Consider the following 13,515-nt stretch of genomic DNA (forward strand, 5'->3'; position numbering starts at 1 on the left):
CGCCCCCCGACAAATGTCACAATAACGGGGACGGATCACTCAAAATTGATAATGCTGCGAAATTTGCTGACTGCTTTCGTCCTGGGCGTGATGGTGTGGGTGTTGGGCTTCGGGTCCCCCGCGATCGCCGAAAAAACCGACACCGGAGCCCAAATTTTTAGCGCCCAGTGCGCCGGGTGCCACGCCGGCGGGGGCAATATCGTGCGCTGGTGGAAAACCCTCAAGAAGGGCGCCCTGAAGCGCAACGGCTACGACTCCGTGGAGTCCATTTCCGAAATCGTCGCCAACGGGAAAAGCAATATGTCCGCCTACAAAAACCGCCTCAGCGAAGCGGAAATCCGACGGGTGGCGGCCTACGTCCTCGAACAGGCTGAAAAGGATTGGCGGTAGTCGAATCGCCCTTCGAGCGGGTGGGAAAAGTGGGAAAGGTGGGAAAGGTGGGAAAGGTGGGGTGAGGCGATCGCGGGCGAAAATGACCGGAATCGAGAGGATAAAATAACGACAGCTCGAACTCCCGCACATCAACCATCTCAATTTGAATGGATTTGGCCGCCGCCCTCAAACTCGTCGAACAAAAATTACGGCGATCGCTCACTCCCATCGAGCGATCGATCTTTTCAGAATCCTGGAGGGGCAAAACCTACGGGGAAATTTCCCGGCAATCGTCCTACGGAAACGACTATGTAAAAGAAGTCGGATCGCGCCTGTGGCAGGAACTTTCGGAGGCGGTGGGGGCGAAAATCACCAAAAAGAACGTCCGGCTTGTCCTCGAATCCCCGGACACCGCCGAACCCACCGAACCCACCGAACCCACCGATCCGGGCGGCTCCGAACCCACCGATCCCACCCATTGGGAACGACCGGGCGGTCCGATTCCCATCGACTCCCCCCTCTACGTCGATCGCCCCCCCACCGAAGAGCAGGGGTTCGCCGAACTGCGGCAACCGGGCTGCGTGATTCGCATCAAGGCCCCCCGGAAAATGGGAAAAAGTTCCCTGCTCAACCGGATGTTGATCCTCGCCGACTCTTGGGGATACCGGACGGTTTCCCTCAACTTTTTAGAAGCGGATGCCGACACGTTAAATTCCTTGGATCGCCTGCTGCGCTGGTTTTGTGCCAACGCCGGCCAACAACTCGGCCGGCCGTCGCAACTTGACGAACTCTGGGACCTCGATCTCGGCTCCAAAGTCTCCTGTCGGCTCTATTTTGAAGAATACTTACTGCCCGACAGGGATTCGCCGCTCGTCATCGCCCTCAACGAAGTCAACCGGGTGTTCGAGTACCCCGCCATCGCCCGGGACTTCCTCCCCATGCTGCGATCGTGGCACGAACATTCCAAACAGGACCAACTCTGGCAACATCTCCGCCTGATCGTCGTCCACAGCACCGAAGTTTACATCCCCCTCCAGTTCCACCAATCTCCTTTCAACGTCGGTTTGGTGTTGAAATTGCCCGAGTTTACCGCCGAACAGGTGCAGGATCTCGCCCTCCGACACCGGCTCGGTTGGGCCGGGGGCGCGGCGGGACTCAAACGCCTCGGACCTTTAATTTCGATGGTGGGGGGACATCCCTATTTGATACAACTGGCATTTTATCAGATGTGTCGGAAACGGATGTCCCTGGAAGAGGTGTTGCGAGATGCCCTGCAACCCGACGGTATTTACAGTTCCCACTTGCGGGAGTTGTGGGTGACGCTCCAGCAAGATCCATCTTTGGCGATCGCCCTCGATCGCCTCATCGAGTCCGACCGCGGCGTACCCCTCGAGGCGATCGCGGCTTACAAATTGGAAAGCATGGGATTGATCCATTTCGACGAGAATTTGGCCCGGGTTCGCTGCGAGTTATACCGCATTTATTTTCGCCAGCAATTTGGGAAACTGAGTCGCTCAACGGCCGGGGAAGTCGGGCCGGAAGTGGGAAGGCACCCACTCCACCATTCCTCCGAGCTCGACGGGCTCACACAACTGGCAAACCGCCACTATTTTGAACGGTTAATCCGACAGGAATGGCAACAAACCATCGACCGAAGTTTGCCGTTATTCTTGATGCTGTGTGAAGTCGATTATTTTCAACTGTACAACGACACCCACGGCGATTCTGCCGGGGATGAATGCCTCAAAAAAATCGCCGCGACCCTTCGGGAATGTGGTGGCGATCGCGCCCGCTCGATCGCCCGCAACGGCGGGGCGAGATTTGCCCTTCTCTTCACCGATGCCGATGTGGAAACCGTGACGGATATCGCCGAGAAAATGTGCCGCGACGTGAAAGCCCTCGCCATCTCTTACGATATTTCCGAATTCGACGGGTTCGTTTCCCGAAACATCAGCCTCAGCGTCGGCGTGGCGAGCCAGATTCCCACCTCCAACAATTCTCCCGAACGGCTGTTTCAAGCCGCCGAAGAAGCCCTCGACCGTTCCAAATACCGGGGCGGCGATCGCGTCACCTTTTACGACTCTTTCCGGTTCTAGATGCGATGGTGCGACTGGCGACAGTTCAAGAGGGAATCGCCAATTTGTTGGCGACTCTAGATAGCGATCGCCCGACAATTCAAATAACATCTAATTTGAGAACGTCATACAGGATGAAAAAATGAGGTGATCGCGCCCATCCCAAGTTTTGACCTTATAATTGTGATAGAGTATTGGGATTCAAACCATGTCCGCACAACAGATGGGAAAAATAACCACCACATTAACAATTGTCAATCGGATCGACCAGGCGAGTGCCACACGGGGTTACATTCCCCCGGAGCAGGTGCGATCGCTCACCCTCAATAACGTCCTGGTGGATACCGGAGCCACCACCCTCTGTTTGCCGGCAGACGCGATCGCCCAATTGGGTTTGGAACTCCTGCGGGAAGTGGACGTGATGACGGCGAATGGTATCGGAAAAGCCCGCATTTTTCGAGATGCGAGTGTTATTCTGATGGGGCGAGAAGGAACCTTTGAATGTCTGGAACTGCCGGGGAGAGGGGATGCCCTTTTGGGCGTGGTTCCCCTGGAAGCGTTGGGAATTGAATTGGATCTAAAAAATCAACGGCTCAAAGTTTTGCCCGAAACGTCGGCGGACACCTATTTGACGATTTTATAAAAGCGATCGCACCTCAACCGATTGAAATGGCGATCGCCGACTGCAACTGAACTGGGAAGGGGTCGCCCACATTCAAACCCCTGACCTGCGGGTGTATGAAAAGGTTTATCGGGGGGAATATTTAACCTCGTATAGAACAGATATCAAGCCCCAAAATAGCGGCGGATAAACTGTTCTAAGGATTCCATTTTGATGTCAAATAGCGTCTCCAATTCCGCGATTTCTTCCGGTGTGCAGAAAAATTCATTCCCCAACAAAACCCGCAGGGTTCCCAAACTGCGTTGCAAGTCCGGGTTGAAGAAACCCGCCGCATTTCGCAGGCCGTCGAACAGCATCAGGGGGGGATTGATAACGATGGGTTCGCGATTGAATACCTGGCTGAAAATTTGATAAATTTGCTCTCGGGTGATGATTTCCGGGCCGCCGACGGGGAGGATGCGATCGCGGGCACCCTCCACCTGTGTAGAGGCGATCGCGATCGTCGCCACATCATCCGTACTGACGATGGAACTGCGATTTTTCGGGTCGCCGATCAGCAAATAAAAACCCGTTTCTTTGAACCGTTCCGCCAGGGGTAACAGGCTCGAAGCCAAAGCAGAAGGCTGCAATATGGTATAATTTAAACCGCTATTGGAAAGAACCTTTTCCACCTCCCGCTTCGCCTTGAAAACCGGGGAATCTTCGTAGCCGCGATCGGTGCCCAATACGGAGGTAAAAACGAAATGTTCCACCCCCTGGGCTTTGGCCTGGTCGATCAGTTCGACATTCGCCCGATATTCGAGGGCCTGGGCATCTCCGCCGGAACCGTGGGCGGTGATAATATAACGCACCCCCCGGCAGGCTTTTTCGATGTCCCGTTCCCGCTTCAAATCGCCGATAAAAATTTCCGCCCCGCGATTTTCGAGTTCCGAATAGCGGGAGGTGAGGCGGACAAAGGCCCTCACGGGCAGATCCCGTTCCCGTAACTGCCGCACGATGCGGCGGCCGAGATCGCCGGTTGCTCCTGTCACTAAATACATCGCCATAATTACCCACGCTTCGTCTTATTAGGGTAGCGCGGTTTCAGCGCAGGCGCTGCCGCAGGACCTCCAGCAGGGTGGTCATGGCCTCGGGCAAGGGCGCGATCGCTTCGATCGCTTCCTCGGAAATCGGGTGGCGGAGGGTGAGTTTCCAGGCGTGGAGGGCCTGTCCGGGGAGGTTCACCCCGGGCGATTTGCCCCGCCCGTAGACCGGATCGCCGACGATGGGATGCCCCAGACTGGCGCTGTGGACGCGAATTTGGTGGGTGCGGCCGGTTTCGAGGTCAAATTCGACCAAAGTGTAGTTTCCCAGGCGTTCCCGGACCTGCCAGCGGGTGATGGCGGCACGCCCGCCCCGGTCGGGGGGGACGATCGCCATTTTTTTGCGGTCTGTCGGGTGGCGTCCGATGGGTTCGTCGATGATGCCGGATGGGGTTTTGGGGGCGCCGTGGACGACACCGAGATATTGGCGACGGGCGGTTTTGGCTTGAATTTGGGCTTGTAAATGTTGGTGGGCGCGGTCGGTTTTGGCGATCGCGATCGCGCCGGTGGTATCCTTGTCGAGGCGGTGGACGATGCCGGGACGTTGCACTCCGCCGATGCCGGCTAGGGTTTCGCAGTGGGCTAATAACGCATTCACCAGGGTATCATTTTCGTGTCCGGGGGCGGGGTGGACGACCAATCCGGCGGGTTTGTTGAGGATCAATAATTCTTCGTCTTCGTAAAGAATATCCAGGGGAATATCGGCGGGTTTGAGTTCTAATGGTGCGGCGGGGGGGACGTTAATTTGGATGCGATCGCCGGTTTTGAGTGCCGTTTTTTTGGAGGTGCAGGGGCGATCGTTCACCGAGACACAACCTTCGGAAATGAGGGTTTGTAGGCGCGATCGCGACAACTCTTTTACTTGTTCCGATAGCCAGCGATCGAGCCTCTGATTTTTCTCCGTTTCCGTTTCGACAATTAACTCAATAATCGTTTCCAAAATAATGCCTTCTCTCGTTTAATTGTAGGGTATAGGAACCGTCAATGGGGAATCGGTGATTTTTCACTTTTCAGTTGTCACTTTCCTCCCCCATCGATTCTTCCTGTTCAATGACAATCTCCCACCGTTCCAATGTTGTCCCCAAAGTTTGCTCCAACTGAGTCAAAGAATTGAGGTAATCAATTTGTGCGTTTAATTCCGCGTTTCGCGCCGCCGCCAAATCATCTTGAAAGCGAACCAGATCTACGATCGAAGTATCTCCGACACCCAGGCGAATCTTTTCTTCCTCATTATTTAATTCCTGTTCCCGCAATTCTGTCAACTGTTGCCTCAATTCCAACTGACGTAAATTATCCCGGACATCGCGAACCGCATTGGCGACATCGATATCGATTTGCTGCCGTTCTTCCTCTAAATTATTTTTGGCTTGGAGAACGTTGACCCGGGCGCGATCGAATTCCTGCTCGATCGTCAAATCTCCGAGGGTTTTGCTGAACACGATTCCCGCCCGAAATTCCGTCTGTTCTTCCAAAATATTGGGGGTAGCATTGTGACGGATTTCGGTATCGAGATCGATGTTCCAACGGCGATTATTTTCGGCGACCATTAAACGGGTTTCCGCCTTCTCAATTTCCAGCTTTGCCTTCAAATAATCGGGCCTGTTTTTAAAGGCAATTTCGATAATTTCTTCGGGATCTGGAAGTTCTGCTTCCGGCACCTTGATCTCGGTGGCGATCGGAATCCGACCACCTTCGAGCTCTATATCGAGTAAATCTAGCAATGCCAACTGTTGCTGTTTGAGATTATTCTCCGCATTTAAAACGCTGACTTCTTGATTGGTTACACCCCGTTGAGCCGTGATTAAATCGACCGCAGGGCGGCGACCAGCATCGATCAATATTTGCGTGTTTTCGACCTGCTGTCGGGCCGCTTCTAAAGAACGAATTTGAATGTCAAGTCGCTCCTGAGCTTGTACGAGACTCCGATAGGCTAAAATGGCTTCCGTTATTTGCTCGATCAAGGTATTTTTTAAATCCAGAATATTGATCGCTTCATCCAAGCGGGCAACTTTAATGGAGGCGCGGTTGACATCGGTTCCCGCCCCCCGCAAAAGGGGTTGTTGAAAGGATAATTCCAGATTTTGTCTCAATTCACTTTCTGCATCAGCATCAGTTCCTACCTGTGTTCCTCGTCCCCTCCAACCCATCCCCAATTCGCCGCCGGTGGGGATTTTCATGACCAATCGGGCTTCGGCGACTAAACCCGCAGTCCTGGAAAAGGTTTCGCTCTGTTCGATATTTTCCCATTCGATGGATAAACTGGGGGTGAAGTCGGGGACAAATTCATCTTCTGCCACTTCCAGAGCGCGGCGCTGAACGATCCGTTCCAGGTATTGATTTTTGATGGTTCTGTTATTTTCTAATGCCAAATATACGACATCTCTTTGGGTTAACTCTAGGGTATTTTGTTGGGGTTCTGGTGCGGTTTGGGTGATCAGGGCTGCGGCGGAATTTCTGAGAGTTGGGACGGGGGTTTCTAGGGTGGGAGGAAGGGAGATTCCATCCCACCAACTCGACGCGATCGCACCTTCATCTTGGCGAGAAGGTGGGGACGGTTCGACGATTGGAGAGTCGGATTTTTCTGGGGATTGGGGTTGACTTTCCGGAAGATTTGGGGTATCTTTAAAGAAGATAGATTGACGAAAATCATCAGTCTTTTGATCGGGAACGGGTGAACTTTGCGGCGGTTCCGCAGGCGGCAATTGGGGAGCGGTTGTCTGGCGGATCGCCACATTGCCAAAAATTCCCGGAAGTTGAGGTGGCGGTGGAGCTTCCCGATCGCTATCTTTGAGCGGTTTTTGTTTGTGAAAATCTGGGGGAATTGTTGAGGCGTTTTGGGATGGCTTTTCGGTACTCGCATCGGCTTCCGGGACGGGACGGGATTGCAACCCCACCGCCAGGGCGATACAGAGTCCAGAAGTGGCGATCGCGATCGCCGAAAACCGCACCCACCAGGCGCGATCGCTTGTCGGCAAGGGTTCCTGAGATCGAGTCATGGTTATTGTCCCCTTAACGCTTTCACCGGATCGAGTTGGCTGGCGCGGAGGGCGGGAAAAAATGCCGCGCCGATGCCCACCACCACGGACGAACCGAGGGCGATCGCGGCCGTCTGCCGGTCAAATTCATAGGGTAACTCAAACCGGTCGGCGATCACCAGGGTTATCCCGTGAACCGTGGCGATCGCGATCGTCCCCCCCACCACACTCAAAATCGCCGCTTCGAGTATGAACTGCGACATCACGTCCAGTTGCGTCGCCCCGATCGCCCGCCGCAACCCGATTTCCGGTGTCCGTTCGATCACCGATGCGATGGTGACGTTGGCGATTCCCACGCCGCCGACAACTAAAGCAATTCCACCCACCACCAGCAGAGCCCGAGAAACCGATTCCAAAGTTTGCTTTTGTTCGAGGATATCGTTGATATTTTTCCAAGCGCGATAATCCTGAGTCGGAACCCGCTGTTTCATCAGCGCGATCGCCCGTTTTTCCACCGCTTCCATGTCTTCGATGCGATCGACCCCCACCGCAATCGTATGAAGTTTACGCTGCCCCGTCACCGCCGTATCTAAGGGCAGCGGCATCATCAAAAGACCTTGTTGATCTGATCGCGATGAAAATTCCTTGGTTTCGACCACCCCAACAACAATGTAGGGTCGATTTTTAATGTAAACTGATTGGTCGATGGGAGCGACCGTTTCAAAAAGTTCCTTAGCCAAAACTTCGTCAATCACGACCACCGGACGATATCGCAGGAAATCGGTGGCATTGAAAAACCGACCTTCGAGCACTTTTCGACCCGAAATTTTTTGATAGTCTTGGGAAACGGCCAGCACATATTCCGGGCTGACACTGCGATCTTGAAAGACAACCGAATCGACCCACCAACGACTGTAACGCTGACCCGCGATCGCCGTCGCACCCCGCAGGCGGTGTTGCAGAAATTCCAAATCCTCTAGGGTCAAGGGTTGAATTTCACGTCCCGGTTCCCACGCGGGATTCAACCGGAGCGTGGGGGCTTCTCTGGCTTCAATTTGTTGGGAAATCACCGTTCGAGAAATCGTCCGGACTTGCAGGGTCGCCGTCACCGCCGCCACTCCCATAAAGACGCCGACGGCGGACAGGGTGGAACGCAGGGGATTGCCCATCAAAGATTGACAACTCAGACCGAATAAATTGAAGGGAGATAGACTCATGGAGTAGAAAATTAAAAATTAACAATTAACAATGGACTCGATTCTGTGATTGGGTAATGGCAATTTAATCGCCCCGCAGGGCTTTCACCGGGTCGAGTTGGCTGGCGCGGAGGGCGGGGAAAAATGCCGCGCCGACTCCCACCGCCACCGACGAACCGAGGGCGATCGCAGCCGTTTGGCGGTCGAATTTATAGGGTAACTCAAATGGCTCGGCGATCACCACTGTGGCACCGTGAACTGTGGCGATCGCCATCGCCTCTTCTTGGATGCGATCGATATCCTCCAAGCGATCGATTCCCATCACGATTCTGATGGGGTGGAGGTCGGTTATTCCGCCCCTCCAACCACGGCCATTCCGGGCTTCAGGGGTTCGTCGGGAGAGGAGGAAATCACGCGATCGCCGGGACTCAAACCCGATGTGACCTCCACCTGCAACAGCCCTTCCAAACCCAGGGTGACGGGCCGTTTTTGGGCGCGATCGTCGGCATCCACGACCCAGACGTAGGGCGATTCTCCGTCCCGTCGAATCAACTCTGTACTTAAAACGACGACATCTTCCCGGGCGTCCAAAACAATTTCCACACTCACCGGACTCCCCGGAATCAAACTTCCCGTCGGCCGATCCAATTTGATGGTGGCGGGAACTGTCGCCTGTCCCGAGTCGGAACTTTGATTGTTTTCAGAGGAACTCGCTTTCAGATCGATCCGCTCCACCCGCCCGGTAAATATTTCGGGATCGGGGCCGATTTCGCTGACGCGGGCGAGTTGGCCCGGTTTCACCTGGACGGCGTTGAGGGTGGACAGTTTCAGTTGCACCACCTCCTGATTCGGGTCGCCGAGGGCGATCAGATCGTTGCTGCGGTTGACTCCATCCCCCGGTTTGACGTCGATGTTGAGAACGATGCCGTCGATGGGGGCGGTGATCACATAGTTTTGGAGTTCGAGAGCCGCTTCTTGATATTCGATTTTGAGGCGATCGAGTTCGCTCTGGCTTCCTCTCAAATCCGCCTGAGCCTGTCGCAGGTTCACTTCGGCATTAATGACGGGGCCGCTGCTCGGCGTCTCGATCTCCTCGATCAGTCGGGTTCGGGCCGTTTCCAAATCCACCACAGCCGTTTCTAAGGCGTGTCGGGCATCCCGCAATGTCGCCCGTTTTTCCCGGACTATCTGCTCTTGTCTGTCAATTTCCTGTTTTGCGATAAATCCCTTTTCTAACAGTTCCCGATCCGTTTCCAATTGGACTTCGGCCGCCGCCAGTTCCACCTCGGCTTCTTTGACCTTTTGGCGGTTGCGATCGACGATGGTTTCCTGCTTTTCAATTTCCAGGGCTTTGACGGCTTCCGCCGACTCGATTTTTCGTTCGTATTTGGCGATATCCCGCCGCAACTGCGCCTCGGCCGCCGCGAGTTCTTCCTCTGCTTCTCTGACTTTTTGCCGATCGCGATCGACGGTAATTTCCTGTTTTCGGATTTCGAGCTGCTGCTTTTGTAAAATGGTTTCGCGATCGGGGTTCCGCAGGCCGATCAGTTCCTGGCCCTCCGAGACGCGATCGCCCACCGCCACCAAAATCCGCTCCACCGCCCCATCCTCCGGGGACTTGATGCTCCGCTGTCCCCCCAACTCCAGGGTCCCCCCCTCGCTGATCTTCTTTTCCACTTCCCCCAGTTCCACCGGGGTCAGTGCCACGGACACGGGGGCCGGGGGCTGATTCTGGATCAGATCGTAGGCCAAAACGCCGCCGACACCGATGGCGGCGAAGAGTGCGGAACCCATCAACCATTTGATTCCCCGTTGATAGGCCCGTTTGGCTCGATAGTCTAAAGTTGACACGGTATGACAGTTGCGGTTGAGGTCGAGGTCAGGTTTGAGCGAATCTCCCCTACCAGTTTAGCCGATCGCCGCCGTCGGTTGTCACCAGGGGGCCGGGAAGGACCGGCCGTCGGCAAACCGTTCACTTTCCCCAATTCCGAATCCGAGAAGAGCGGGTAAATTTATCTTGAATTTAACGCATCGTTTACCTGCGCTTTCTATGATGGGGGCGGATGCCAAATTATCTGAAATTCATGACATTATCGACCCTCTCCGACGCCCTGGATCTGAATCGGCGATCGACCCAGTTGCTCGCCCGTTCCGCCAGTCGCTATCAAATCACGGTACAAGTTGCCAAACGCGCAAAGCGATTTCATTACGAAGAATTTCACAATTCCAACCCCTCCGAAATCAAGCCCGTCGCCCGGGCGATCCTGGAGATGTCGGACGAACTCATGCAGCCCCAACTCCTCGTCGAAGACGGGGGGTGAAAATGACGAGAACTTAAGCTTTTTATTACCAAATGATAACTCATGTTCGGGGGAATGTAGGTAAGCTATATAGTAAGGTTTCGTGTGATTTTTGTGACGATGTGTCTGTTGTGGTTGATTTTGGGCTTTGCGATCGCCGGTTGGGCCCTGAAGCAAAGGGATGAAGTGTATCGGATCGCCCTGTTCCTGGGGGGCGGGTTCTGCGGTTTGTTGTTTTTATTTCATATCCCGGATACACTGCAGTTATCCATCGAGGCGATTCTGGTCGTCGGGCTGATTTTGAAAACCAGTCAACTGATAAAGAAGGTTTCATAAAATGAGTGGCAAGACAATCAACTGGCGGGACTACGGCGACGTGCTGATCGCCTATTACGAAGATGTGGACAATGGAATTTATTTGAAATTCCGCTCCGACGCCCCCTACAACGAGTTGAGATGGCGGGACAGACCCTTTCCCCTCACCTACCCCCACGGATGTCCAGCCCAAGGGCGCAGCAGTTTGGATGCGATCGCCGAGCAGGTCATCCTCCGACAGATTTCGACCCGGCTCCAAGCCAGTTAATTGTTCTCCGGGGCCGCGAACGTCGCCCCGGGGGTAGAATCGGCGCAGAGTTGACAGATCCGGAGCAACGATTGAATTTAATCCGGATAGTTGGCAAACAGTCTATAATAATGGGTTAAAATTCTAACCCCGGGCTTCGCGATCGCCGAAGGGACGGTGTAGAATTGCGGGGGGGAGGTTTTGATCTCCTCGTTCCAAAACCTTGTCGAAATCTAATTACCCGTGTGAGGAGAGAGAGAGTGTCGAAACGATCGTTCAATGCTTGGCTACTCAGTCCGGCAGTTTTGGGAGCCAGTTTGCTGGCCTCTTCACCTGCCCTCGCAGAACTATCTGCATCCGAAACAGGAGAAGCGGAACTGACGGCTAACACGGCAACCACCATCACTTCCCGAGAAGGTGCGGTGGAACGGCCCCAAGAATTCGCCCAGGTTCCCGTCAACCCCCACGCCGGCGGTGTGGGCGTGCAGGGCAACCCCGCAGCCGGCGCGACATCGGAAGTTCCCGTTGCCGACTTGGATGCCCCGGGCGCCGAAGGGCAAACCCTGGACCAACTCAACCAGTACGGCCGGGAAGGTCGGGGCCGCCAGAAACAGTCCCAAGTCACCTCGGTTTCCCAACTGTCCGACGTCCAACCCACGGACTGGGCCTTCCAAGCCCTCCAGTCCCTCGTCGAGCGCTACGGCTGTATCGCCGGTTATCCCGACGGAACCTACAAAGGAAACCGCGCCCTGACCCGTTTTGAATTCGCGGCCGGGGTCAACGCCTGTCTGGAGCGGATCACCGAATTAATTAACGCTTCCACCGCCGACCTGGTGACTCGCGAAGATCTGGCCAAAATGCAGCGGCTCATGGAAGAGTTTGGCGTGGAATTGGCCAGCCTGCGGGGGCGGGTGACGGTTCTGGAAGCCCGTACCGGGGAACTAGAAGCCAACCAATTCTCCACCACCACCAAACTGAGCGGGGAAGCGGTGTTCTGGCCCGGTGACAGCTTGGGCGATCGCGCCCAATTTAACGTCGCCGGCGGCCCCTTCGGACAAGACAGCGACGACCCCACCCAATTCTACATGGGCTATCGGGTCCGCCTCAACTTCGACACCAGCTTCACCGGGAAAGACCGGTTGAGAACCCGTTTGCAAGCCGTAGACATTCCCAACCTCAGCGACTTCGACCTCACCAATACCCTGATGGCGCGCACCGGCATCGACGGCCAATCCGACGGGGTGGAGATCGACGACCTGCATTATCGCTTCCCGGCTTTTAACGATCGGGCGCAATTCTACATCGGCGCCAACAGCCTCGACCTGGACGACGCGATGGACATCCTGACGCCCTTCAACAGCTCGGGTACCGGTGCCATCTCCCGGTTCGGGCGGCGCAACCCCGCCATCTTCCGGGGACCCGAAGGAACGGGGGCGATCGCCAAGTTCGGCTTCGGTAGCGAGGGTCAGTTCAAACTGAACCTGGGTTACTTGGCCGGCGATGCGGCGGACGCCCGGGAAGGACGTGGCTTATTTAACGGTGGCAACACCGGATCGGCTCAGTTCGTCTTCGAGCCGACGGACAAACTAGCCTTTGCCGTTGAATACGCCCGCAAATACTTCACCGACGGAGATGTTAACGTCGCGGGTGGAACCGGGAGCTGGATCGCCGATCGCCCCTTCGGAGATAACTCCACCACCAGCGACAACTTGGGCTTCCAGTTCAACTGGCGGGTCGCCAATAGCTTTGAATTCGGCGGCTGGTTCGGCGCCACCTGGGCGAATCAGAAAAATGGCGGCGACAGCGATGCCACCATCCTCAACTGGGCCGTCACCCTCGGATTCCCCGACGTGCTCAAAGAAGGAGATTCCGGCGCGATCATCGTGGGGATGCCTCCGAAAGTCACCTCCCACGACATCGCCGCTCTCGAAAACGAGGACACCTCCCTCCACATCGAGACGTTCTACCGCTTCCCGTTCAACGAGTACATCTCCATCACCCCCGGAGCGTACATCATCACCAACCCGGGCCACAACGATTCCAACGATACCATCGTCGTCGGGACGCTCCGAACCACATTCCAGTTCTAGGTGCTGGAGTGCGATCGGCCCATTCCGATTCGCACGGATGAGATGAGTCAATGGTAGGGGCGAAAAATTTTTCGCCCCTACTGTCATTTGTGGCCGACCCCACCCCCGCAGTTGATGAAGAAACCCGGTTTCTATGAGAGTTTTTTTGGGGGATGAGAAATGCTGGTAGAAACCCGGTTTCTAGCGATCGGGTTGAGGATGAAGAAACCGGGTTTCTATGAGAGTTTTTTTGGGGGGATGA

General features: G+C 55.2%; 12 protein-coding genes and 1 pseudogene. 7 read left to right on the plus strand and 6 right to left on the minus strand.

What is annotated here, in order from left to right:
* Positions 1-48 precede the first annotated feature (48 nt).
* The 3 genes from petJ to AC0QHF_RS12960 all read left to right on the plus strand — a co-directional run bounded on the left by petJ (position 49) and on the right by AC0QHF_RS12960 (position 3,090).
* Complete coding sequence (gene petJ / locus AC0QHF_RS12950) at positions 49-390, plus strand: cytochrome c6 PetJ (protein WP_324704645.1); 342 nt, start codon at positions 49-51, stop codon at positions 388-390.
* Between the two features lie 149 nt (positions 391-539).
* Positions 540-2,468: an AAA-like domain-containing protein gene (locus AC0QHF_RS12955; protein ID WP_324704635.1), complete on the plus strand. Its 1,929-nt coding sequence runs from the start codon at positions 540-542 to the stop codon at positions 2,466-2,468.
* Between the two features lie 187 nt (positions 2,469-2,655).
* Complete coding sequence (locus tag AC0QHF_RS12960; protein WP_324704636.1) at positions 2,656-3,090, plus strand: retroviral-like aspartic protease family protein; 435 nt, start codon at positions 2,656-2,658, stop codon at positions 3,088-3,090.
* A 143-nt stretch (positions 3,091-3,233) separates the two neighbouring features.
* Here AC0QHF_RS12960 and AC0QHF_RS12965 read toward each other — a convergent pair whose 3' ends face one another.
* The 6 genes and pseudogenes from AC0QHF_RS12965 to AC0QHF_RS12990 form a co-directional block, all read right to left on the minus strand.
* The gene (locus AC0QHF_RS12965) at positions 3,234-4,109 is read right to left on the minus strand and encodes an SDR family oxidoreductase (protein ID WP_324704646.1); all 876 of its coding nucleotides are present in this window, start codon (positions 4,107-4,109) and stop codon (positions 3,234-3,236) included.
* A gap of 43 nt (positions 4,110-4,152) precedes the next feature.
* The gene (locus tag AC0QHF_RS12970; protein ID WP_375341424.1) at positions 4,153-5,082 is read right to left on the minus strand and encodes an RluA family pseudouridine synthase; all 930 of its coding nucleotides are present in this window, start codon (positions 5,080-5,082) and stop codon (positions 4,153-4,155) included.
* 79 nt (positions 5,083-5,161) lie between these two features.
* Positions 5,162-7,147 (minus strand): TolC family protein, encoded by a 1,986-nt coding sequence (locus tag AC0QHF_RS12975; RefSeq protein WP_324704637.1) that lies wholly within the window; start codon positions 7,145-7,147, stop codon positions 5,162-5,164.
* A gap of 2 nt (positions 7,148-7,149) precedes the next feature.
* Positions 7,150-8,343 carry an ABC transporter permease gene (locus AC0QHF_RS12980; RefSeq protein WP_324704638.1) on the minus strand — a complete coding sequence of 398 codons (1,194 nt, stop codon included), beginning with the start codon at positions 8,341-8,343 and terminating at the stop codon, positions 7,150-7,152.
* A 64-nt stretch (positions 8,344-8,407) separates the two neighbouring features.
* Positions 8,408-8,596, minus strand: a pseudogene (locus AC0QHF_RS12985) (ABC transporter permease); the annotation flags it as partial.
* A gap of 74 nt (positions 8,597-8,670) precedes the next feature.
* Entirely contained in the window at positions 8,671-10,173 is a 1,503-nt protein-coding gene (locus AC0QHF_RS12990; RefSeq protein ID WP_324704639.1) for an efflux RND transporter periplasmic adaptor subunit, read from the minus strand.
* Positions 10,174-10,406: 233 nt separating this feature from the next.
* Here AC0QHF_RS12990 and AC0QHF_RS12995 point away from each other — a divergent pair, with 233 nt between their 5' ends.
* The 4 genes from AC0QHF_RS12995 (at position 10,407) to AC0QHF_RS13010 (ending at position 13,274) form a co-directional block, all read left to right on the plus strand.
* Positions 10,407-10,643, plus strand: a complete 237-nt coding sequence (locus AC0QHF_RS12995) for a DNA-directed RNA polymerase subunit omega (protein WP_324704640.1) — start codon at positions 10,407-10,409, stop codon at positions 10,641-10,643.
* 84 nt (positions 10,644-10,727) lie between these two features.
* Positions 10,728-10,958, plus strand: coding sequence for a hypothetical protein (locus AC0QHF_RS13000; RefSeq protein WP_324704641.1), 231 nt, complete (start codon positions 10,728-10,730; stop codon positions 10,956-10,958).
* A 1-nt stretch (position 10,959) separates the two neighbouring features.
* Positions 10,960-11,205, plus strand: coding sequence for a hypothetical protein (locus AC0QHF_RS13005; RefSeq protein ID WP_324704642.1), 246 nt, complete (start codon positions 10,960-10,962; stop codon positions 11,203-11,205).
* 239 nt (positions 11,206-11,444) lie between these two features.
* On the plus strand, positions 11,445-13,274 hold the full coding sequence (locus AC0QHF_RS13010) for an iron uptake porin (RefSeq protein ID WP_324704643.1): 1,830 nt from the start codon (positions 11,445-11,447) through the stop codon (positions 13,272-13,274).
* Positions 13,275-13,515 lie beyond the last annotated feature (241 nt).

The sequence above is a fragment of the Lyngbya sp. CCY1209 genome, assembly GCF_055795065.1.